Origin of the sequence: Pseudomonas eutrophicaquae (genome assembly GCF_023544715.1) — a bacterium.
GTDB lineage: Bacteria > Pseudomonadota > Gammaproteobacteria > Pseudomonadales > Pseudomonadaceae > Geopseudomonas.
In genome coordinates this window covers 14842-36183 of sequence record NZ_JAMJEZ010000017.1, presented here as the reverse complement: position 1 = coordinate 36183, position 21342 = coordinate 14842, and the positions used below count along the sequence as shown (strand labels likewise).

Below are 21342 nucleotides of genomic sequence, written 5' to 3'. Positions count from 1 at the left end.
ATGCGCATGCGCCGTCACCACCAGACTGACGAAGACACGGGGATCGACCTGACCCCGATGCTCGATGTGGTCTTCATCATGCTGATTTTCTTCATTGTCACCAGCTCGTTCATCAAGGAGTCGGGCATCGAGGTGGCGCGCCCGCAGGCCGGCACGGCCACCGCCCAGGACAAGGGCAACATCCTGATTGCCGTCACCGCCGACGGCCAGGTATGGCTGGATAAGCAGCCGGTGGACGTGCGTAGCGTGCGCGCCCATGTCGAGCGCCTGCGTCTGGATCAGCCGGAAGGCTCGGTGGTGGTCCAAGCGGATCGCGAAGCGCGTACCGGGCTGGTGGTGCAGGTGATGGATCAGGCGCGTCTGGCCGGCGCGCGCGATGTGGCGCTGGCCACCAGCGCGGAGAGCCGCTGATGCTGCGCTGGGCAGGATCACTGCTGGCGGCCTTTGCCGTGGCGCTGGTGCTGTTTGTCCTGATGATGAGCATGGTGGCGCCGCGTCAGGCCCGGCAGGCCGAGGAGCCACTGCGCATTGCCGAGTACGTGGCGATACCCAGCGACAGTCCGCTCAACAGCCGCAGCCGCGCCGTCGCTCCCGAACGCCCGCAGCCGCCGACGCCCGAGCCACCGAGTCCGCAACCGCTGACGCTCAGCGCCGCGATGCCCAGCCTGCTGAGTCTGGCCATCGAGCTGCCGGATCTGGCCAGTGATATCAGTCTGGCCCCGGCGCCGACCCCGAGCCTGAGGGGGCTGAGTGCCGCCGCCAGCGCGCCGGCCCCTACGCCTGCCGCCGCGACGGCAGCATCCGCCACAGCCGCCGCAGCATCCGCCTCGCCAGCCCAGGGCGATCCGGGGCCGCCGGCTGCGGCAGGGCGTGAGGACAGCGAGGTGGTGCCGCTCAACAACATCATTCCCGAATACCCGCGCCAGGCCCGTCAGCGTGGTATCGAGGGCCATGTGCGGCTGGCCTTTACCATCACCCGCGAGGGCCGGGTGGAGAATATCCGCGTGCTGGAAGCGCAGCCGCGCCGGGTCTTCGAGCGCGAAGCGCGCCGCGCCGCCGCCCGCTGGCGCTTTGCGCCGCGCAGCGAAAACGGCCTGAGCGTCGCCCGCGAAGCGACCAAGACGCTGTACTTCCGTCTGCAAAAAGGAGGCCGCTGAGATGCGTCTTCTCTACCTGATGCTGCTGCTGGCACTGGCGGCCCCGAGCTGGGCGCAGAGCGTGCAGCCGGCGGTGTTCATGGCGCTGGAGAGTGCGCGCCAGGCGCAGCAGCGCGGTGATCTGGAAGCCGCGCAGCGCACGCTGGACGCCGTGAGCGTCAAGGACGGCACGCTGGAGGCGGCGCTGCTCTGGCGCAGCCGCGCTTATCTGGCTTGGGCGCAGGGGCGTCATCCAGCCGCCATCGAGGCGCTGGAGCGGGCGCTGGCCAGTGGCCTGCTGGAGCCGGCGCAGGCTGAGCAGGAGCGCCTGAATCTGGCGCGCCTCAACCATGCCGAGGGGCGTCATCGTCAGGTGGTCATGCTGCTCGGGGAGCGGGCAGGGCGCCTGGAGGATGACGATCTGCAGCGGCTGATTCAGGCCTATCAGGCCCTCAAGCAGCCGGAGCGGGCGCTGCCGCTGGTCGAGCGCTACCTGGCGCGCCAGCCCAGGGCGGCTGATCGCTGGCTGGAGTTTGCCATGGCGGCGCATCTGCAGGCGGGGCAGGCTGGTGAGGCGGAGCGCTGGCAGCGCCATCTGCTGCAGCGCCATCCCGACAGTCTGGTGGCCTGGCAGCGTCTGGCCGCCCTGCAGCAGCGGGCCGGGGCGCCGGACAAGGCACTGGCGACCCTGCGCGCCGCCTATACGCGGGGGCTGCGCTTCTCAGCCGATGAGCTGGAGCAGCTGGTGCAGTTGTCGGTCGCGGCTGGGCAGCCCTGGCAGGGGGCTCGTCTGCTCGGCGGGCTGCTGGAGGCCGGGCTACTGGCGCCGAGTGCCGAGCGGGAAGAGTTGCAAGCGCGGCTCTGGTGGCAGGCGCGTGATCGGGCGCAGGCGCTGCGTGCGTATCGCAGCCTGGCCGAGCGCAGCGGTCAGGGTGTGCACTGGCTGCGGGTCGCGCAGCTGGAAATCGAACAGCAGCGCTGGCAGGCCGCACTCACCGCGCTGTCGCGCGCCGAGCAGGCGGGCGCGGGGCAGGCTCAGGTGGCGCGCTGGCGGCGCTGGGCGCAGCAGCAGCTAGAGGAAACCGCTCACTCCTCGTAAGGCACCAGCCGGGTGGCGTTCATCTGATAGCCAGCCTCGGCCAGCGCCGTGGCTTCACGGCTGACCTTTAGCATGCCCTCGATCCAGTACGGGCGCTGCAGGTCGCTTATCGGCACACCCGCCTCACTGCGCACCAGAACCAGCTGGTTGGGCGGTGGCGGCGGGACGTGGATGCAGGCACCAACATACGGGGCGAACAGAAACTCCCGCACCCGGCCATCCCGACCCAGATACAGCGGCACCAGATAACCCGGCAGGCGAATCTCCTGACCATCCAGCGCCTCGACCAGCGGGGTGTTTTCGGTCTGCTGCGGGGCGGCGGGGCCGCTCTCATCGCTGAGCAGGCTGTTGAGGCGCGCCAGTTCATGGAAGGCCGCCAGCGGCGGCAGGGGCGCGGCGGCGCCTTCAGGCAGCAGATCGGCCCAGTCGAGGGTGCGCGGGGCGGCATGTAGGCCGGCGCTGGCCAGCAGCAGGGATAACAGCAGGTGGCGGAGGCGGGTCACTGGCAAGGTCTCACAAACGAATACTCAGGCCATCGACCAGCGATTGGCGGTAGGCACGCCATGCCGGCAGCAGGCCCAGCAGCAGTCCGGCCAGCAGGGTGGCGCCCAGCAATTGCCATTCATGGGCGCTGGGCGCTGAGAGCGGCAGGTGCAGACCGTACTCGCTGAGCAGCCAGCCGCGTCCTGCCAGTAGCGTCAGATACAGCAGCCCCAGCCCGCCGAGTAGGCCGGCGAGGGTCAGTGCGCCGGTTTCGGCCAGCAGCAGCGCCGCAATCTGCCAGGGCCTTGCACCGACCGAGCGCAAAATGGCCATTTCCCGCCGCCGCTCGCCAAGGCTGGCCAGCAGTGCGGTGAGCATGCCGAGCAGGCCGACCAGCACCACGCAGGCCGAGACCAGCAGCAGTGCCTGTTCGGCACTGGCCATCAGGCTCCACAGCTCCTGCAGCGCCACGCCGGGCAGCACCGCCAGCAGCGGTTCGCCACGGTAATCGTTGATGGCCCGTTGCACGGCAAACGTCGCCACGCGCTGCTCCAGGCCAAGCAGCACGGCGGTGATTGCCTGCGGGGTCAGGTCCTGCTGGCGGGCCTGTTCGGCATCGAGACGGGCGCGACCGCGCACCGGCACGCCTTGTTTCCAGTCGATATGCAGCGCCTGCATGCCGGCCAGGGAAATATGCAGGGTGCGATCGACCGGGGTGCCGGTCGGGGCGAGGATGCCGCTGACCCGGAAGGGCTTGTCATCATGGCGGGTCAGGCTGATGCGCCCGGTGCCGTGGGCCAGCACGAGGCGCTGCCCGAGCCGGTAGCCAAGCGCGCGCGCCACCTCGGCGCCCAGCACCACGTCGTACAGATCCGCGAAGGGCCGCCCTTCACGCAGCTGCAGCGCCTGACGCTCGCCGTAGCGGTAATGTGTGAAGTAGTCAGCGCTGGTGCCAAGCACCGGATAGCCGCGGTGCGAGTCACCCAGCGACAGCGGAATCGCCCACTTCACCTGCGGCAGGGCGGCAATCTGCTGATAGCTGTCCCAGCGGATGTTGTGGGTGGCATGGCCGATGCGAAACACCGCATACAGCAGCAGGTTGATCGAACCGGCCCGCGCCCCGACCAGCAGATCCGTACCGCTGACGGTGTTGGCAAAGCTCAGGCGGGTTTCGGTGCGTACCCGCTCGACGGTCAGCAGCAGGGCGCTGGACAGGGCGATCACCAGCAGCACGATCAGCGCACTGGCGCGGCGGTTGGCCAGGCTGGCCAGGGCCAGACGGATCAGCGGCATGGCTCAGAGGCTCCGCGCAGCATGGTTGAGGGTGGCAAGATCCAGGCAGCGGGTGAAGTGGCCGGCCAGGCTATGGTCGTGACTGACGAACAGCAGGCTGGCGCCGGCGGCGCGGCACTCCTCCAGCAGCAGCTCGATGAAGGCCTGACGGGCCTGGGCATCCAGCGCCGAGGTCGGCTCATCGGCGATCAGCAGTTCTGGCTGGCCGATCAGCGCCCGCGCCGCCGCCACCCGCTGCTGTTGGCCGATCGACAGCTGATCGACCCGCCGCGCAAGCAGCGCCCCGTCCAGCCCCAGACGGGCCAGCAGGGCATGGGCCGCCGCGTTGACGCTGCCGTGGCGCTGACAGGCGCGCTGGCGGCGCAGGGCGGAAAAGCGGCAGGGCAGCGTGACGTTGTCGCACAGATCCAGAAACGGCAGCAGGTTGAATTGCTGGAACAAAAAGCCGCTGTGATCGACCCGCAGCCGATCGCGCTGCCCGGCGCGCAGGCGGCCCAGCTCGTGACCAAGCAGGCAGACCCGCCCGCCTTGGGGCATCTGCACGCCGCCGAGCAGGCCGAGCAAGGTGCTCTTGCCGCTGCCGCTGGCGCCCTGCAGGAACAGCCGCTCACCGGCCTCCAGACGCAGGTGCGGGACGTCCAGCAGCAGCGGCTGGCCAGGCCAGGCAAAACGCAGGTCGTGCAGCTCCAGCACGGGCGCGGCAGTGGTCATGGTGTTCAGAAACGCAGCTGGCTGTGGCGGGTATCCAGACTCAGGCCTTGCTGGCCGGCCGGGCCGATCAGTTGCACCTGCAGGCGCTCAAGCCCGGCAAAGCGCACGAAAAGTCCCTCCAGATTCAGGCTCTCCAGCGCGGCGGGCTGCTGGCAGGTGAAGCGGTAGCGGGCCTGGATATCGCTGTGCTCGGCCGCTGCTGCGGGCTTGTGTTCATGTTCGTGTTCATGGGCGTGTGTAGCGTCTGCCGGCGCGTGGGTCTCGAACAGCGGGCTGTTCAGGCTCGGGGTTGCAGCCGTGCAGCCGGCGGCTGCAGGCAGGGCGAACAGCGCGGCGCCTTCCTGCAGGGCGGCCTGCAGCTGCTGGACGGCTTGGCGCTCGGCGGCCGTGCGCGGTGCATGCTCAAAGCCCAGCAGGTTGGCGGCCGGAGTGTGCCAGTCGATCTGCAGCTCGCCGGCCTCCAGCACCACATCCAGCTGGGCAACGCCGTGCTGATGGCTGCCAAGGCTGGCCGCCGGTGCGGCGGCGGCGCTGTGCTCGCTGTGGGCATGTGCGTGCTCATGCGCATGATCATGAGGCGGCGCGGCAGCCAGTACGCTCAGCGGCAGCAGGATCAGGGACAAGGCAGACAGCAGCAGACGCATGACAGCTCCGGGGTGATGGGCGGGCGTTACTTTGTAACAAAGCGCCGCCGGCCCGACAACCCGGCGCGTCAGCAGATCAGTACAGCGCCTGATAGAGCTTGCGGCGGTAGGGGCCGACCAGCGGGTGCTCGTTGCCGAGCAGGTCGAACACCTGCACCAGGGTCTTGCGCGGCAGATCATCCGCATAGCTGCGGTTGCGCATGAACAGGCGCAGCAGCCCTTCCAGTGCGGCCTCGTACTGCTGGCGGGCCAGCTGATGGATGGCCAGCTGATAGGCCGCCTCATCGTCACCGGCATCCTGAGCCAGCCGGCTCTTGAGCAGCGCGGCGTCCGGCAGATCCAGCACTTGGCGCAGGAAGGTCAGCTGGGCGCGGGCGCCGGCCAGCTCCTGACGGTGCTCGTCACTCTTGACCGCGTCCAGCACCAGCTCGGCTTCGCCCAGCTCGCCACGCTCGGCCAGGCAACGTGCGTAGAGGATCAGGGCTGCCGCGTTCTGGTTGTCCTCGCTGAGCAGTTGCTTGAGCAGTTGCTCGGCACTGGCCGGCTCCCCAGCGGCGTAGTGCTCGCGGGCGGTGGCCAGCAGGTCGCCTTGCGGCGCAGCGGGCTCGGCGACATGCGGGGCGAGCAGGGCGCGGATCGCCGATTCGGGCTGGGCGCCGGCAAAGCCATCGACCGGCTGGCCATCCTTGAACAGCACCACGGTGGGCAGGCTGCGGATGCCAAAGCGCATCACCGTGTCCTGCTCAAGATCGCAGTTGACCTTGGCCAGCAGCAGCTCGCCCTGATAGTCCTCGGTGATCTTGGCCAGCAGCGGCATCAGCGCCTTGCAGGGCGCGCACCACTCGGCCCAGAAATCGACCAGAACCGGCTTGTGGAAGGAGTTTTCGATCACCAGCTGCTCGAAGCTGGCGTCGGTGACGTCGAAGATGTACGGAGTGGCGCTCATAGTGCTCTCGCGGCAGGCGCGTGGCGGGCACGCGCAAAAGAAACAGGGCAGACAGCATACGTGGGGGCGGGGCCGTACAGAAGCAAGCCCCGCGCCGCAGGTGCCTCAGCGCAGTCCCAGTCGCGCAGCCCAGGCCGGTGGCTCGACACCTTCCAGCGGCCAGCTGGCCAGCGCGCGGTAGTAGACCCCGCGCGGGCCGTCCTGAGAGGCATACAGGGCAAAGCGCTGAGCCTCCAGGCAGAAGGAGGCATCGACCTGTGCGGGCTGCAGCGCGGCGTGGCGCACCAGGGTCAGGTGCGGGCGAAAGCGCCGTGGCTCGACCGGGATGCCGGCCTCGCGCAGCGCCGTGTGCAGATCAGCGGCCAGTTGCAGCAGCGCGGCCGGCGGCCTCTGGGGTGCCAGCCCGAACAGGCCGTGGCGCAGTACGAACGGGCTGTCCAGCGGAATGCGCAGCGGCGGGGCGCTGATATCGGCGGCAATCCGCTCTAGCAGTGGCAGACGGCTGCGCGGCTGCTGGCCGAGAAACGCCAGGGTCAGGTGCAGGCTCTCGGCGGGGACCTCCTTGCCGCCCAGTGCCAGCGCATCGCGCCACTGGCAGAGCGCGCTGGCCAGCTCCGCAGGACAGGGCAGGGCAAAGAACAGGCGCAGGCTATCGTCAGGCATGGGCAATACTCGTGAACGGGACGCTTCAGTATGACGGGTCATCGGTTACCATGACCGGCACTTTCATCCGTTGCCGATCGAGCCATCATGCACTGTCCCTTCTGTGGCGCCCACGATACCAAGGTCATCGATTCCCGGCTGGTCGCCGAGGGGCAGCAGGTGCGCCGGCGCCGCGAGTGCCTGGCCTGCCAGGAGCGCTTCACCACCTTCGAGACCGCCGAGCTGGTCATGCCGCGGCTGATCAAGTCCGACGGCGTGCGCCAGCCGTTCGATGAGGAAAAACTGCGCGCCGGCATGCAACGTGCGCTGGAGAAGCGCCCGGTCAGCGTCGAGCGCCTCGAGGAGGCCATCGCCCATATCAAGCACAAGCTGCGTGCCACCGGCGAGCGCGAGGTGCGCTCGCGGGTGGTCGGCGAGCTGGTGATGGATGAGCTGCGCGGTCTCGACGAGGTGGCCTATATCCGCTTCGCCTCGGTGTACCGGCATTTCCAGGATCTCGAGCAGTTCCGCGAGGAAATCGAGCGCCTGTCCCGCGATCCTGCCAAGGGCTGATCCCGATGCACGACTCCCTTTTGGCCTGCGATCAGGCCCATATGGCCCGCGCGCTTGAGCTGGCGCGCCGTGGTCTGTTCTCCACCCACCCCAACCCGCGGGTCGGCTGCGTGATTGTCGCGGCGGATGGCGAGATCATCGGCGAGGGCTGGCATGTCCGTGCCGGCGAGCCGCACGCCGAGGTGCACGCGCTGCGCCAGGCCGGCGCGCGGGCGCGCGGCGCCACCGCCTACGTGACCCTTGAGCCGTGCAGCCATCACGGCCGCACCCCGCCATGCGCCGAGGCGCTGGTCACGGCCGGGGTGGCGCGGGTGGTCGCGGCGATGCAGGACCCCAATCCGCAGGTCGCCGGGCGCGGGCTGGCGCGGCTTGAGGCCGCCGACATCGCGGTGAGCTGCGGGGTGCTGGAAAGCGAAGCGCGGGCGCTCAATCCGGGCTTCATCAAGCGCATGGAGTGCGGCCTGCCCCATGTGCGGGTCAAGCTGGCGATGAGCCTGGATGGGCGCACCGCGATGGCCAGCGGCGAGAGCCAGTGGATCACCGGGCCGGCGGCGCGCGCCGCGGTGCAGCGTCTGCGCGCGCGCTCCAGTGCGATCATCACCGGCGTCGATACGGTGCTCTGTGACAACGCCCGCCTCACCGTACGCCCCGACGAGCTGGGCGTGGAGCCCGAGCAGGCGGCACTGGCCGCCGCGCGCCCGCCGCTGCGGGTGCTGATCGACGGCCAACTGCGCGTGCCGCTGTCCGCGGCGTTCTTCCAGGCCGGGCCGGCGCTGGTGGTCTGCGTCGAGGAGGGCGGGCGCAGCGCCGAGTATCAGGCCGCCGGCCATCGCCTGTTGTGCCTGCCGGGCGCCGAAGGGCGTGTCGATCTGTCCCTGCTGCTGCTGGAGCTGGCGGCAGTGGGGGTCAACGAGCTGCTGGTCGAGGCCGGGCCGCGGCTGGCCGGCGCCTTCGCCCGCGCCGGGCTGGTCGATGAGTACCGGATCTTCATGGCCCCGCAGCTCTTGGGCTCCAGTGCGCGGCCGCTGCTCGACTGGCCGCTGGCGCGGATGAGCGAAGCGCCGCAGCTCTCCATTCGCGAGATCCGCGCGGTGGGCCGCGACTGGCAGATCATCGCCACCCCGGCCTGAACGGCTGCCCGCCGGCCGTCTGCAGCCGGCAGGCAAATGTGGTAAAAGATCCCCGCGGCCGCCTGGCCGCAACGTTCTCAGGGCGGGGTGCAATTCCCCACCGGCGGTGATGGCGCGCAGCGCCCAGCCCGCGAGCGCCTGGCGTCTTCGGCGGCAGGGTCAGCAGATCCGGTGTGATTCCGGAGCCGACGGTAACAGTCCGGATGAGAGAGAGCGGGATGCACGCCACGGGGCGGATGTACCGCGCCCGTGCGCTCCCTATCTGTCCAGCGCCCTGTTTTTGACCAAAACAGGAGTTTGACCATGCACAGTTGTGTGAATCGCTGCGGAGGGCTGGCCTGATGTTTACCGGCATCATCGAAGCCATCGGCAGCATCCGCGCCATGACCCCCAAGGGCGGCGACGTGCGCGTCTACGTTGCCACCGGCAAACTGGACCTGTCCGACGTCAAACTCGGCGACAGCATCGCCGTCAACGGCATCTGCCTGACCGCGGTGGAGCTGCCGGGTGATGGCTTCTGGGCGGATGTCAGCCGCGAGACCCTGACCCGCACCGCCTTCGTCGATCTCAAGGTCGGCACCCGGGTCAATCTGGAAAAGGCCCTGACTCCGACCAGCCGCCTCGGTGGCCATCTGGTCAGCGGTCACGTCGATGGGGTGGGCGAGATCCTCGCGCGCGCTGACAATGCCCGCGCCATCCAGTTTCGGGTGCGTGCGCCGCGCGAGCTGGCCAAGTACATCGCCTTCAAGGGCTCGATCACCGTCGATGGCATCAGCCTGACCGTCAACGCGGTGGACGGCGCCGAGTTCGAGCTGACCATCGTCCCGCACACCCTGCAGGAAACCATCATGGCCGACTACCAGGCCGGGCGGCGCATCAACCTTGAGGTCGATCTGCTGGCCCGCTACCTGGAGCGCCTGCTGATGGGCGAGCAGGCCGCAGAACCGGCATTCTCCGGCATTACCGCCAGCTTCCTCGCCGAACACGGCTACCTGAACAAGTGAGAACGCCCATGGCACTGAACAACATCGCCGAACTGGTCGAGGACATCCGCCAGGGCAAGATGGTCATCCTGATGGACGACGAGGATCGCGAGAACGAAGGCGATCTGATCATGGCCGCCGAATGCGTGCGGCCTGAAGACATCAATTTCATGGCCAAGTACGCCCGCGGGCTGATCTGCATGCCGATGGACCGCGCGCGCTGCGAGCGCCTCGGCCTGCCGCTGATGGTGCAGCGCAACGGCTCGGGCTTTGGCACCAAGTTCACCGTCTCGATCGAGGCCGCCGAGGGCGTGACCACCGGCATTTCCGCCGCCGACCGCGCCCGCACCGTGCAGGCTGCGGCAGCTCGCGAAGCGGTCGCCGCCGACATCGTCAGCCCCGGGCATATCTTCCCGCTGATGGCCCAGCCGGGTGGCGTGCTGGCGCGCGCCGGGCACACGGAGGCCGCCTGCGATCTGGCGCGGATGGCCGGCTTTCAGCCAACCGGGGTGATCTGCGAGATCATGAACGATGACGGCAGCATGGCCCGTCGCCCGGAGCTGGAAAAGTTCGCCGCCGAGCACGGCATCAAGATCGGCACCATTGCCGACCTGATCCACTACCGTCTGGTCCACGAGCAGACCGTCGAGCGGCTCTCCGAGCGCACGCTGGACAGCGAGCTTGGGCAGTTCCGCCTGCTCACCTACCGCGATCACGTCGAAGGGCAGGTGCATCTGGCGCTGATCAAGGGCGAGATCAGCAGCGATGAGCCGATTCTGGTGCGGGTGCACAACATGGACCCGCTGCGGGATCTGCTGGCGGTACAACGCCCTGGGCGCTGGAGCCTGCGCGCAGCGATGCAGGCCGTCGAGGCCGAGGGCCGTGGCGTGGTGCTGCTGCTCAATCACGCGATCAGCGGCAACGAGCTGCTGGATCTGGTCGAGCAGCAGCTGGGCAATGCCCGCCCGGCAGAGCCGGCCACCTACAGCACGGTGGGCGCCGGTTCGCAGATCCTGCGTGATCTGGGCGTGCGCAAGATGCGCCTGCTCAGCTCGCCGATGAAGTTCAACGCGATATCCGGCTTCGATCTGGAAGTTGTAGAATACCTGCCCTCCAAATGACCTCTCTTCGGGGCGCTGCGGCGCCCCGGCTCTTTATCTGGAATCCGCTCATGACCCTGAAGACCATCGAAGGTACCTTCATCGCCCCCAAAGGCCGTTACGCCCTGGTGGTCGGCCGCTTCAACAGCTTCGTCGTGGAAAGCCTGGTGCAGGGCGCGGTCGATGCGCTGGTGCGTCACGGCGTCAGCGAAAGCGACCTGACCATCATCCGCGCGCCGGGCGCCTTCGAGATCCCGCTGGTGGCGCAGAAAGTGGCCAAGCGCGGCGAATTTGACGCGATCATCGCCCTGGGGGCGGTGATCCGTGGGGGCACCCCGCACTTTGAATACGTCGCCGGCGAGTGCACCAAGGGCCTGGCCCAGGTGTCGCTGGAGTACGACGTGCCGGTCGCCTTTGGCGTGCTGACCGTCGATTCCATCGAGCAGGCCATCGAGCGCTCCGGTACCAAGGCCGGCAACAAGGGCGCGGAAGCCGCGCTGTCCGCGCTGGAAATGGTCAGCCTGCTGGCACAGCTGGAGGCCAAGTGAGCGAGCTCGATCGCGCCGCGGCCGCGCCCAAGAAGCCCAACAAGATCGCCATGCGCCGCAAGGCCCGCAGCCTCGCGGTGCAGGCGCTGTATTCCTGGCAGATGGCCGGTCAGCCCCTCAACGAGATCGAAGCGCAGTTTCGCGTCGACAACGATTTCAGCGATGTCGATGGCGCCTACTTCCAGGAAATCCTCCACGGCGTGCCGCGCCTGAAGAGCGAGCTGGATGCCGCGTTCAGCAGCTGTCTGGATCGCCCGATCGAGGAGATCGATCCGGTCGAGCTGGCCATCCTGCGCCTCTCCACTTATGAGCTGCGCAACCGCATCGATGTGCCCTACAAGGTAGTGATCAACGAGGGTATCGAGCTGGCCAAGGTGTTCGGCGCCACGGACGGGCACAAGTTCGTCAACGGCGTGCTGGACAAGCTGGCGCCGCGCCTGCGCAGTGCGGAAGTGCGCAGCAAGCGCAGCTGATCCCGGCGATGGCCGCTCCCGGCGAGTTCGAGCTGATCCGGCGCTACTTTGCCGCCGCCCGCTGTGCGGCGCGGCGTGACGGGGTGGCGCTGGGCATTGGCGATGACTGCGCGCTGCTGCAGTTACCCGCCAGCGAGCAGCTGGCGATCTCCACCGACAGTCTGGTTGCCGGGGTGCATTTTCCCCACGATCCAGACCCGGCCCTGCTCGCCCAGCGGGCGCTGGGCACCGCGGCCAGCGATCTGGCCGCGATGGGCGCCGCGCCCCTGGCCTTCACCCTGGCGCTGACCCTGCCAGACGCCGAACCTGACTGGCTGGCAGCGTTTGCTGCGGGGCTGGAGCAGATGGCCGCCGCTTGCCAGCTGAGCCTGATCGGCGGCGACACCACCCGTGGTCCGCTCAATCTCAATATCACCGTGTTTGGCCGGGTGCCGGCCGGGCAGGCGCTGACCCGCAGCGGTGCGCAGGTCGGGGATCTTCTGTGCATTGGCGGGCCGACCGGCGAGGCCGCCGCCGCGCTGCCGCTGGTGCTGGGCGAGCGCACCGCCGCGGGCGCCCACGATGCGCGGCTGCTGGAGCGCTACTGGCACCCGCAACCGCAGTTGGCGCTGGGTCTGGCCCTGCGTGGCCGGGCCAGTGCGGCGCTGGATGTCTCCGATGGCCTCCTGGCGGACTGCGGGCACATCGCCGCGTCTTCTGGGGTGCGTCTCTTGATCGAGGCGGCGCGGGTGCCGCTGAGTGCTGCGCTGCGCGCCGCCGCGGGTGAGCAGGCGCTGTCCTGCGCGCTGAGTGGCGGTGATGACTATGTGCTGGCCTTCACCCTGCCGGCCCAGGCGCTGGCCGCGCTGCAGGCGGCGGCACCGTATTTCCATGTGATCGGGCGGGTCACGGCCGGGCAGGGCGTGGTGCTGCTGGATGCCGAGGGCCACGAGATCACCCCGGCGCGTGCCGGCTATCAGCATTTCGGAGGCCCCGATGGGCAAGCCTGAGCGTCCCGAGACCACCCCGGCCAGCCTCTGGCATGACCCCTGGCAGTTCATCGCCTTCGGCTTTGGCAGTGGCGCGATCCGCCCGGCGCCCGGCACCTGGGGTACGTTGGTCGGGCTGGCCTTCGTGCCTCTGTTGCAGGCACTGCCGGCGCTGGGCTTTCTGGCCGTCATCCTGATCGCCAGCCTGTTCGGCTGCTGGCTGTGCGGGCGGGTGGCGCGGGATCTGGGCGTGCACGATCACGGCGGCATCGTCTGGGATGAGATCGTCGGCATCTGGATCGCCTGCTGGCTGCTGCCGCCGGGCTGGCCGTGGCTTGTGGCGGCGTTTTTGCTGTTCCGTCTGCTGGACATCGCCAAGCCTTGGCCGATCCGCTGGGTCGATCGTCATGTGCACGGCGGCACCGGGATCATGCTCGATGATCTGCTGGCGGGCCTCGGCGCCTGGCTGCTGCTGCAGGCGGCCGTCTGGCTGATCGGTTGAGCCGAGCGGCGTTGCGGCTGGTAAGCTGAAGACATTGCCCCGTTGCGGGCGTCTGTCGTGAGGACATGCCAATGGATATCGCCGCCAACAACATGGTCGACATCGCCGTGGCCCTGGGTGAGGTCAACACCCGCCAGGAAGCACAGGCCAGCCTGCTCAAGCAGGCGCTCGACACCCAGGCCAGCCAGATCACCCAGCTGGTCGACAGCGTACCGAAGCTGGCCGACAGCGGCAGCGTCGGCACCCTACTGCACGAAATCGCCTGACCTTGCCCCTCCGGTGCACCGCCCCCCACGCGGGGCGGTGTCTGCTGCGCTCAAGGAGGCGGCCATGCACGATGAAGGCACCGCGGCTGAGCCGCATCCCGAGCACCTGGCCCTGCGCCGGGTCGCCATCGATACCTACCGCGAGAACGTCGCCTACCTGCACCGCGACTGTGCGGTGTACCGCGCCGAGGGCTTTCAGGCGTTGTCCAAGGTCGAGGTGCGCGCCAATGGCCGGCGCATCCTCGCCAGCCTCAACGTGGTGGATGATCCGGCGATCGTCGATTGCGGCGAGCTGGGGCTTTCCGAGGATGCCTTCGCCCAGCTGGCGGTAGCGCCCGGGCATCCGGCCAGCATTTCCCAGGCTGAGCCGCCGCCGTCGATCCCGGCCCTGCGCCGCAAGATTGCCGGCGAGCGCCTGAATGGCGAGGACTTTCGCGCCATCATCCGCGACATTGCCGGGCGCCGTTATTCAAAGATCGAGCTGACCGCCTTTCTGGTTGCCTGCAATCAGGGCGAGCTGGACCGCGAGGAGGTGTATTTTCTCACCGATGCGATGAGCCGGGTGGGCCGGCGCCTCGACTGGCACGAGCAGCCGGTGGTCGACAAGCACTGCATCGGTGGCATCCCCGGCAACCGCACCTCGATGCTGGTGGTGCCGATCGTCGCCGCCCACGGCATGCTCTGCCCGAAAACCAGCTCGCGGGCGATCACCTCACCGGCCGGCACCGCCGACACCATGGAAGTGCTGGCCAACGTCGCGCTGCCGTTCGAGCGCCTTGAGGAAATCGTCCGCGAGCACCGTGGCTGCCTGGCCTGGGGCGGCACCAGCGATCTGTCGCCGGCCGATGATGTACTGATCGCCGTGGAGCGGCCACTGTCGATCGACTCGCCCGGGCAGATGGTCGCCTCGATCCTCTCCAAGAAGCTCGCCGCCGGCTCCACCCATCTGGTGCTAGACATCCCGGTCGGACCGACCGCCAAGGTGCGCTCGATGCCGGAGGCGCAGCGCCTGCGCAAGCTCTTCGAGTTCGTCGGCCGCCGGCTGGGCTTGACCATCGACGTGGTGATCACCGATGGCCGCCAGCCGGTGGGCAGCGGCATCGGTCCGGCGCTCGAGGCACGCGATGTGATGCGCGTACTGGAGAACGACCCCAGGGCGCCCAACGATCTGCGCCAGAAGTCGCTGCGTCTAGCCGGGCGGATGATCGAGTTCGATCCGGATGTGCGCGGTGGCGATGGCTACGCGATTGCCCGCGACATCCTCGAATCCGGTCGGGCGCTGGCCAAGATGCAGGCGCTGATCGCCGCCCAGGGGAGCAAGGCCTTCGATCACAATGATCCGCCTCTGGCGCCGTTGAGTTTTGAGGTGTTGGCTGAGTGCTCGGGCGTGGTGGTCGGGGTCGATAACCTGCAACTGGCACGGATTGCCCGGCTGGCCGGTGCGCCCAAGGTGCAGGGCGGCGGCGTCGATCTGCTGCGCAAGCTCGGTGAGCCGGTGACGGAGGGTGAGCCGCTGTACCGGGTGTATGCGGCCTTCCCGGCGGATCTGGAGTTTGCCCGCCAGGCCAGCCTGCGCAGCAGCGGCTTTGCCTTAGGGGATGCCGATGAGCTGCCTCACCTGTTCGTGGAGTTCTGAGCATGGCCGTACAGTTGTGGTACTTCGCCGATGAGCGTGACGCGGCGCTGCGTCTGGCCGCTGCGCTGGCGCTGCCGGCGGCGGAAATCGAGCGTCACCGCTTCCCCGATGAGGAGCTGCGCCTGCGTTTGCCACTGGGCGAGGAGGGCGCACTGGCCGACACCCTGCTGCTTTATCGCAGCTTAGATCGGCCCAACGAGAAGCTGGTCGAGCTGCTGCTGGTCGCCGGTGAGGCGCGCCGCCTCGGCGCCCAGCGCCTGCTGCTGGTGGCCCCGTACCTGGCCTACATGCGTCAGGACATGGCGTTTCGGCCGGGCGAGGTGGTCAGCCAGCAGGTGATTGGCGCGTTTCTCGCCGAGCATTTTGATGCGCTGGTCACCGTTGATCCGCACCTGCACCGCATCAGCACCCTGAGCGAGGCGGTGCCGCGGGGCACGGCGCTGAGCCTGTCCGGCGCGCCGCTGCTCGCCGAGCTGATTGCCGCGCGAATCAACAACCCGCTGCTGATCGGCCCGGATGCCGAGTCGCGGCAGTGGATCGAGGCGGCCGCGGCCGCCCACGGTTTCGACTACGGGGTATGCGACAAGGTGCGCCACGGCGATCACGCGGTGCAGATTGCTCTGCCTGAGCTGGATGTACGTGGCCGCGCGGTGGTGCTGCTCGATGATGTCGCCAGCTCCGGGCATACCCTGGCGCGCGCCGCCGAGCTGCTGCTGGCCGCCGGCGCGGCCTCGGTGGATGTGGCGGTGACCCACGCGCTGTTCGCCCCCGGTGCGCTGGAGACAATCCAGGCCGCCGGGGTCGGTGAGGTGTGGAGCAGCGACTGCATCGCCCACCCCAGCAATGCGATGGCCGTTGCGCCGCTGCTGGCTGACGCGCTGCGGCCGTTGCTGGCGCGCGGCAGCTGTTAAACTGCGCGCCTTCGTTTCCCTGCCGGTTGCCTGCCATGACCTTCGCTTCCCTCGGCTTGCTCGAGCCGCTGCTGCGCGCCCTTGCCGAACTCGACCACCAGACCCCCACGCCGATCCAGCAGCAGGCGATCCCCGCGATCCTCAAGGGCCGTGACCTGCTGGCCGCCGCGCAGACCGGCACTGGCAAGACCGCAGGCTTCGCCCTGCCGCTGCTGCAGCGGCTGGTGACCGAAGGCCCGGCGGTGGCGCCCAATGCGGTGCGTGCGCTGATCCTGGTGCCGACCCGCGAGCTGGCCGAGCAGGTGCACCAGAGCGTGCAGGACTATGGCCGCCACCTGCCGCTGCGCACCCTGGCCGCCTACGGTGGGGTGAGCATCAATCCGCAGATGATGCGCCTGCGCCGTGGCGTCGATGTGCTGGTGGCCACTCCCGGCCGGCTGCTCGATCTGTTCCGGCAGAACGCGGTGAAGTTCGCCCAGCTGCAGGCGCTGGTGCTCGATGAGGCCGATCGGATGCTCGATCTCGGCTTTGCCCGCGAGCTCGACGAGCTGTTCGTGATGCTGCCGCAGCGCCGCCAGACCTTGCTGTTCTCGGCGACCTTCTCCGAGGAGGTACGGCAGATGGCCCGGCTGCTGCTGCGCGATCCGCTGTCCATTGAGGTCGCGCCGCGCAACAGTGCGGCCAAGACGGTGCGCCAGTCGCTGATTCCGGTGGACAAGAAGCGCAAGAGCGAGCTGTTCCTGCACCTGCTGGAAAGCCGCCGCTGGGGTCAGACCCTGGTGTTTGCCAAGACCCGCAAGGGCGTCGAGGCGCTGGTCGGCGAGCTGGAGGCGCAGGGCATCCGTGCGGATGCGATCCACGGCGACAAGCCGCAGCCGGCGCGCCTGCGGGCGCTGGAGCGCTTCAAGGCTGGTGAGGTGCAGGTGCTGGTCGCCACCGACGTGGCCGCGCGCGGGCTGGACATCGAGGCGCTGCCGCAGGTGGTCAACTTCGATTTGCCGATCGTCGCCGAAGATTACGTGCACCGCATCGGCCGTACCGGGCGTGCCGGTGCCTCGGGTGAGGCGCTTTCCCTGGTCTGCGCCGACGAGGTGGAGCTGCTGGCGGCCATCGAGGCACTGCTGGGCCGGGTACTGGCGCGTCAGGATGAGCCGGGTTTTGTCCCCGAGCACCGGGTGCCACCGACCACCGCCGATGGTCAGGTCTTGAAGAAGCCGAAGAAATTCAAGAAGCCCAAGACCGACGCCGCATCGGGCAAGGCGCTAGGCCGCTGGGTGGACAGCAGCGCGCCCAAGGTCGAGGCGGTGCGCCAGATTCCAGCCTTCTCGGCCGGGCGGCTGGGTAAAGGTCCACGCCCGGCCGGGGCTGGCAAGGGCGGCAAGCCCGCCGGCAAGCCGGGCGGTCGCGGACGCTGAGTGCGAGCAGGGACGCCGTTCTCGCGAGCGTCCGTGGCGTTTCGGCCGGCGGGCCGGGCGATCAATCGTCGCGCCAATCCGCCGGGTGCTGCTGCTACAATCGCCGGCCTTACCGATCTGCAGGAGTGTCCCGGTGTCCGTCGTCTTTGTCGCCGCTTCCAAGCTGCCCACCCCCTTTGGCGTGTTCACCATGCACGGTTTTCTCGATGAGGAGACCGGCAAGGAGCACGTGGCCCTGACCCTGGGCGATGTCGCCGACGGCGCGCCGGTGCTGGGGCGTCTGCACTCCGAATGCCTGACTGGCGATGCGCTGTTCAGCCTGCGCTGTGACTGCGGCGCCCAGCTGGAGGCGGCGCTGCGCGCCATCGCTGCCGAGGGCCGTGGCGTGCTGCTCTACCTGCGTCAGGAAGGCCGCGGCATTGGCCTGCTGAACAAGATCCGCGCCTATGAGCTGCAGGATGCCGGCGCAGATACGGTGGAAGCCAACGAGCGCCTGGGCTTTGCCGCTGACCAGCGCGACTACGCCATGTGCCGGCCGATGCTCGATCATCTGGGCATCCGCGAGCTCAAGCTGATGACCAACAACCCGCGCAAGCTCAAGGCGCTGGAGGTCTACGGCATCCATCTGGCCGAGCGGGTGCCGCTGCACAGCGGGCTCAATCCCCACAACCGGCATTACCTCTCGACCAAGGCCGGCAAGCTCGGCCACCTGCTCGGCAACCTGCATCAGGGCGAGGAGGAGGCATGAGCAGCGCGATCAAGCGTCAGCGTGCCGGCTTTGCCCGCCGCTGGTGGGGGCTGCTGATCCTCGGCTGGGTGCCGCTGCTGGCGCTGCGCCTGGCGCCCGAGCAGGCGGGACTGCCGGAGAACCTGGCAATGCCGCTGTTTATCGTCGCGCTCACCAGCATGTTCGTCAGCCTGCCGCTCTTTCATCGCTACAAGCGCGCGCTGATCGCCTGCCAGCGCGCCCTGCGCAGCGATGGTGAGGCCGCTGCCTGGCAGCACCTGGCCACCACCCAGCGCAACGGCCTGCTGGCGGCGCTGCTGCCGGTGTGGATTGCTGCGCTTGGCCGGGTCGCCGAGCTGCATGCAGTTCCGGTGGCGCTGCTGCTGATGGCCAGTCTGGTGATTGCCATTCTCTACCGTCTGCCCCGTCAGCTCGGCTGATGCGCCGCGGCATCGCCCTGCTGCTGGCGTTGCTGGCGACCCTGAGCCACGCCGCGCTAGCTGCGCAGCCAGCGCGGCGTGTGGTGACCACAGCACCCTCGCTCAGCGACATCATGATCGAGCTGGGCGCCGCCGAGCAGGTGGTCGGCATCCTCGATGGCGGACCGCGCCCGCCTGAGCTGGCCGATGTGCCCTCGCTGGGGCGCCAGGGACAGCTCAATCTCGAAGCCCTGCTGGCCCTGCAGCCGGACCTGATCCTGCTCTGGCCCGATGGGCTGGGCCCGGCCCTGCATGCGCGGCTGCGTGAGCTGGGCATCCCGCTGATCGAAACCCAGCCCCACAGCCTCAGCGAGCTGGCCACCCAGCTGGCGGTGATCGGCCGGGCGGTCGGGCGGGCGGAGGCGGGTGAGCGGCTGGCCCATACCATGCGTGCAGAAATTGCCGAGCTGCGGACGCGCTATGCGCGCGCCGAGCCGCTGACGGTGTTCTATCAGGTCTGGGATCGCCCGCTGTACACCCTGGGCGGGCGGCAGATCATCAGCGATGCGCTGCGCCTGTGCGGGGCGCGCAACGTGTTCGAGGATCTGAGCCTGCCGGCGCCGCAGGTGAGCGTCGAGGCGGTGCTGGCGCGTGATCCGCAGGTGATCCTGGTCGGTGACGCGCACCTGGCTACCGACTGGCAGCGCTGGAGTCACCTGCGCGCCGTGCAGGCGCAGCAGGTCTGGGCGGTGCCGGACAGCCGCCTGGTGCGCCCGAGTTTCCAGATGCTGGCGGCGACCCGCCAGCTTTGTGCGCAGCTGGCGCGGGCGCGCTGAGTTCCGGGTTCCTCAGGGCTGAGGCGTCCAGCTCACGGAGAACAGCGCGCTGCGCCCCTCTTCGCGGTAGGGGTGGTACAGGCCATCGAAGTCATGGTCGTAGAGGGCGCGCGCGTAGGCCTTGTCCAGCAGGTTATCGACTTTGAGGCCCAGCTGCAGCGAGGGGGTCGCCTGCCAGCTGGCCCGCACGTTCAGCAGCCCGAAGCCGTCGATCTCCCGCTGGGTGGCGGCATCGTCATAGCTGCGGCTGACCGCCAGCCAGCCTGCTCCGATCGAGAAGGCGCCGAACGGGCGGTCCAGATCAACGCTCAGCGTGCGCTTGGCGCGGCGGCTGAGCTGCTGGCCGGTATCGCGGTCACGCGGATCGATCAGGCTCAGTGCCACGCTGCTCTGCCAGCCGAACAGCTCCTGTTGCAGCCCCATCTCGAAGCCATTGATGCGCACCGCCTGCACATTGCGCGGTATGCCGCTGAAGACGATGGCATCGCGCAGGTCGGTGCGGTAGATCGCCGCTTCCAGGCGCGTCTGCTCGCCGAGTTCGGCGCGCCACTGCAGCTCATAGGTTTTGGATTGCTCCGGGCGCAGCGCCGGGTTGGCGTAAGTGAAGCAGCCAAAGCCCGGGAAGCAGGAGTCGGGGTAGTAGAGATCGGTGAAGCTGGGCGCGCGGAAGCCCTCGGCGTAGGAGAGCGTCAGGGCGTGGGCCTCGCTGATGTTCAGGTTAAGGGCGGCGTTGAGGGTGTTCTGGCTTCCGAACTGGCTGTTCTTGTCGTGGCGCAGGCCCAGTTCGCCGCCCAGTTGCTCGCCGGTGACGCGGTATTGCAGCAGACCGGCATGGTTGCGCCGCTCGGTCTGCTGATAGCGCGGGACGCTGTGCAGGCTTTCCTGATAGGCATCGGCGCCGAGCAGCAGGCTGTGCCCGTCGGCCAGCTCCAGGGTGTTGAGCCACGCCACACTGTCACGGTAGGTGTTGAATGGGCTGCTGCTGGTCGAGCCATCGCCGCGGGTGACGTTGCGATTGGTGGTGTGGCCCAGCTCCAAGCGGCTGTTCCAGCGTTCGTGTACTTGTGCGTCCAGGTAGGCGGCGTAGCTGCTGACCTGAAAATCGTTGTAGGGGTAGGGCTGCGCGAAGCTCAGGTCGAACTCGCTCTCACCGCGCTGATCCAGCACGCTGGCGCCGGCGGCGAGTCGGTCACTGAAACGGTGGCTGACGTTGAGGCTGAAGGCGTTGTTGCGCCAAGCATCGCGGTCCTGATCAGAGGGGCTGGAGGCCGTCGTGCGGTCGATGCCCTGGGTGCTGTCGGCGCTGGCCTGCAGGCTGAAGCGGGTGGCGGCATCACCGCCGGCAACACCCAGCGAACGCTCCCAGGTGCCGCGATTGCCATAGGCGAGGCGCAGGTTCGGCTGCAGCCCGGTGCCCTCGGCGCGGCGGGTGAAGATCTGCACCACGCCACCGATGGCATCGGCGCCATAGACCGCCGAGCGCGGGCCGCGCAGCACTTCGATGCGCTCGATCTGCGCGACGCTCAAGGCCTCCAGCTGGGCGATGCCGCTGGCGGCATCCAGCACGCGCTGGCCATCGATCAATACCAGACTCTGCGCGCTGCGGGTGCCGCGGATCGACAGGCTGCTCAGGCTGCCGCGTCCACCGTTCTGCAGCACCTGCACGCCCGGCACCCGGTTGAGCAGATCAACCAGGCTTGAGGCCTGCAGGCGCTCGATGTCGGCGCGGGTGAAGACGTGGGTCAGGGCGCTGCTCTGCTCGCGCGGCTGCGCTTGGCGGTTGGCGGTGATCACCAGATCCGCCAGCTTGAGCTGCCGGTCGAGGTCGCTGGGCACTTGCGCCCAGCCAAGGCTCGGCAGCAGGGCAATCGCCAGCGCCAGACGGGACATCTTCATGGGAA

25 protein-coding genes and 1 riboswitch are annotated in these 21342 nt (G+C 68.8%); of the genes, 18 read left to right on the top strand and 7 right to left on the bottom strand.

The annotated features are described in order from the left end of the window. From MXC11_RS08995 to MXC11_RS08985, 3 genes are read left to right on the top strand one after another with little or no spacing between them, the layout of a single operon-like run. Nucleotides 1–411, top strand: coding sequence for an ExbD/TolR family protein (locus tag MXC11_RS08995; RefSeq protein ID WP_250008942.1), 411 nt, complete (start codon nucleotides 1–3; stop codon nucleotides 409–411). Further along, complete coding sequence (locus MXC11_RS08990; protein ID WP_250008940.1) at nucleotides 411–1157, top strand: energy transducer TonB; 747 nt, start codon at nucleotides 411–413, stop codon at nucleotides 1155–1157. Before MXC11_RS08995 ends, MXC11_RS08990 begins: the two co-directional genes overlap by 1 nt. A 1-nt stretch (nucleotide 1158) precedes the next feature. Further along, on the top strand, nucleotides 1159–2235 hold the full coding sequence (locus tag MXC11_RS08985) for a tetratricopeptide repeat protein (protein WP_250008932.1): 1077 nt from the start codon (nucleotides 1159–1161) through the stop codon (nucleotides 2233–2235). Here MXC11_RS08985 and MXC11_RS08980 read toward each other — a convergent pair. The 6 genes from MXC11_RS08980 to thpR all read right to left on the bottom strand — a co-directional run bounded on the left by MXC11_RS08980 (nucleotide 2223) and on the right by thpR (nucleotide 6975). Then, nucleotides 2223–2738, bottom strand: a complete 516-nt coding sequence (locus MXC11_RS08980; RefSeq protein ID WP_250008925.1) for a DUF3299 domain-containing protein — start codon at nucleotides 2736–2738, stop codon at nucleotides 2223–2225. The genes MXC11_RS08985 and MXC11_RS08980 overlap by 13 nt on opposite strands. Nucleotides 2739–2748: 10 nt before the next feature. Next, nucleotides 2749–4011 carry an ABC transporter permease gene (locus MXC11_RS08975; RefSeq protein ID WP_250008917.1) on the bottom strand — a complete coding sequence of 421 codons (1263 nt, stop codon included), beginning with the start codon at nucleotides 4009–4011 and terminating at the stop codon, nucleotides 2749–2751. A 3-nt stretch (nucleotides 4012–4014) separates the two neighbouring features. After that, nucleotides 4015–4722 carry an ATP-binding cassette domain-containing protein gene (locus MXC11_RS08970; RefSeq protein WP_250008911.1) on the bottom strand — a complete coding sequence of 236 codons (708 nt, stop codon included), beginning with the start codon at nucleotides 4720–4722 and terminating at the stop codon, nucleotides 4015–4017. Nucleotides 4723–4727: 5 nt separating this feature from the next. Further along, nucleotides 4728–5366 carry a DUF2796 domain-containing protein gene (locus MXC11_RS08965; RefSeq protein WP_250008908.1) on the bottom strand — a complete coding sequence of 213 codons (639 nt, stop codon included), beginning with the start codon at nucleotides 5364–5366 and terminating at the stop codon, nucleotides 4728–4730. A 76-nt stretch (nucleotides 5367–5442) separates the two neighbouring features. Beyond that, entirely contained in the window at nucleotides 5443–6312 is an 870-nt protein-coding gene (trxA, locus tag MXC11_RS08960) for a thioredoxin (protein ID WP_250008905.1), read from the bottom strand. 105 nt (nucleotides 6313–6417) lie between these two features. After that, a complete protein-coding gene (gene thpR / locus MXC11_RS08955; protein WP_250008899.1) occupies nucleotides 6418–6975 on the bottom strand; it encodes an RNA 2',3'-cyclic phosphodiesterase in 558 nt (185 codons plus the stop codon). An 87-nt stretch (nucleotides 6976–7062) separates the two neighbouring features. On the opposite strand from thpR, the gene nrdR reads away from it, so the two are divergent. The 15 genes from nrdR to MXC11_RS08880 all read left to right on the top strand — a co-directional run bounded on the left by nrdR (nucleotide 7063) and on the right by MXC11_RS08880 (nucleotide 19441). After that, on the top strand, nucleotides 7063–7527 hold the full coding sequence (gene nrdR / locus MXC11_RS08950) for a transcriptional regulator NrdR (RefSeq protein ID WP_250008883.1): 465 nt from the start codon (nucleotides 7063–7065) through the stop codon (nucleotides 7525–7527). Nucleotides 7528–7532: 5 nt separating this feature from the next. Next, a complete protein-coding gene (ribD, locus tag MXC11_RS08945; protein WP_250008882.1) occupies nucleotides 7533–8657 on the top strand; it encodes a bifunctional diaminohydroxyphosphoribosylaminopyrimidine deaminase/5-amino-6-(5-phosphoribosylamino)uracil reductase RibD in 1125 nt (374 codons plus the stop codon). A gap of 69 nt (nucleotides 8658–8726) precedes the next feature. Then, nucleotides 8727–8876: riboswitch (FMN riboswitch) on the top strand. Between the two features lie 122 nt (nucleotides 8877–8998). Next, nucleotides 8999–9661, top strand: a complete 663-nt coding sequence (locus tag MXC11_RS08940; RefSeq protein ID WP_250008876.1) for a riboflavin synthase — start codon at nucleotides 8999–9001, stop codon at nucleotides 9659–9661. An 8-nt stretch (nucleotides 9662–9669) separates the two neighbouring features. After that, nucleotides 9670–10761: a bifunctional 3,4-dihydroxy-2-butanone-4-phosphate synthase/GTP cyclohydrolase II gene (gene ribBA / locus MXC11_RS08935; RefSeq protein ID WP_250008874.1), complete on the top strand. Its 1092-nt coding sequence runs from the start codon at nucleotides 9670–9672 to the stop codon at nucleotides 10759–10761. A gap of 50 nt (nucleotides 10762–10811) precedes the next feature. Further along, entirely contained in the window at nucleotides 10812–11288 is a 477-nt protein-coding gene (gene ribH / locus MXC11_RS08930) for a 6,7-dimethyl-8-ribityllumazine synthase (protein ID WP_250008867.1), read from the top strand. Nucleotides 11289–11338: 50 nt separating this feature from the next. Continuing rightward, the gene (nusB, locus tag MXC11_RS08925) at nucleotides 11339–11761 is read left to right on the top strand and encodes a transcription antitermination factor NusB (RefSeq protein ID WP_250009002.1); all 423 of its coding nucleotides are present in this window, start codon (nucleotides 11339–11341) and stop codon (nucleotides 11759–11761) included. 8 nt (nucleotides 11762–11769) lie between these two features. Next, complete coding sequence (gene thiL / locus MXC11_RS08920; RefSeq protein WP_250008860.1) at nucleotides 11770–12750, top strand: thiamine-phosphate kinase; 981 nt, start codon at nucleotides 11770–11772, stop codon at nucleotides 12748–12750. Continuing rightward, a complete protein-coding gene (locus MXC11_RS08915; protein WP_250008854.1) occupies nucleotides 12737–13231 on the top strand; it encodes a phosphatidylglycerophosphatase A family protein in 495 nt (164 codons plus the stop codon). The genes thiL and MXC11_RS08915 overlap by 14 nt, the downstream gene beginning before the upstream one ends. 71 nt (nucleotides 13232–13302) lie before the next feature. Next, on the top strand, nucleotides 13303–13497 hold the full coding sequence (locus MXC11_RS08910; RefSeq protein ID WP_250008852.1) for a putative motility protein: 195 nt from the start codon (nucleotides 13303–13305) through the stop codon (nucleotides 13495–13497). A gap of 64 nt (nucleotides 13498–13561) precedes the next feature. Beyond that, nucleotides 13562–15133 carry a thymidine phosphorylase family protein gene (locus tag MXC11_RS08905; RefSeq protein ID WP_250008846.1) on the top strand — a complete coding sequence of 524 codons (1572 nt, stop codon included), beginning with the start codon at nucleotides 13562–13564 and terminating at the stop codon, nucleotides 15131–15133. A 2-nt stretch (nucleotides 15134–15135) separates the two neighbouring features. Then, nucleotides 15136–16044 carry a ribose-phosphate diphosphokinase gene (locus tag MXC11_RS08900; protein ID WP_250008839.1) on the top strand — a complete coding sequence of 303 codons (909 nt, stop codon included), beginning with the start codon at nucleotides 15136–15138 and terminating at the stop codon, nucleotides 16042–16044. A gap of 35 nt (nucleotides 16045–16079) precedes the next feature. Further along, nucleotides 16080–17459, top strand: coding sequence for a DEAD/DEAH box helicase (locus MXC11_RS08895; protein ID WP_250008831.1), 1380 nt, complete (start codon nucleotides 16080–16082; stop codon nucleotides 17457–17459). A gap of 133 nt (nucleotides 17460–17592) precedes the next feature. Then, nucleotides 17593–18207 (top strand): GTP cyclohydrolase II, encoded by a 615-nt coding sequence (gene ribA, locus MXC11_RS08890; protein WP_250008823.1) that lies wholly within the window; start codon nucleotides 17593–17595, stop codon nucleotides 18205–18207. After that, nucleotides 18204–18626: an MFS transporter gene (locus tag MXC11_RS08885; RefSeq protein ID WP_250008816.1), complete on the top strand. Its 423-nt coding sequence runs from the start codon at nucleotides 18204–18206 to the stop codon at nucleotides 18624–18626. The genes ribA and MXC11_RS08885 overlap by 4 nt, the downstream gene beginning before the upstream one ends. Beyond that, nucleotides 18626–19441, top strand: a complete 816-nt coding sequence (locus tag MXC11_RS08880; RefSeq protein WP_250008808.1) for a cobalamin-binding protein — start codon at nucleotides 18626–18628, stop codon at nucleotides 19439–19441. The genes MXC11_RS08885 and MXC11_RS08880 overlap by 1 nt, the downstream gene beginning before the upstream one ends. 12 nt (nucleotides 19442–19453) lie before the next feature. On the opposite strand, the gene MXC11_RS08875 is transcribed toward MXC11_RS08880, so the two are convergent. After that, a complete protein-coding gene (locus tag MXC11_RS08875; RefSeq protein ID WP_250008801.1) occupies nucleotides 19454–21337 on the bottom strand; it encodes a TonB-dependent receptor domain-containing protein in 1884 nt (627 codons plus the stop codon). Nucleotides 21338–21342: the final 5 nt, after the last annotated feature.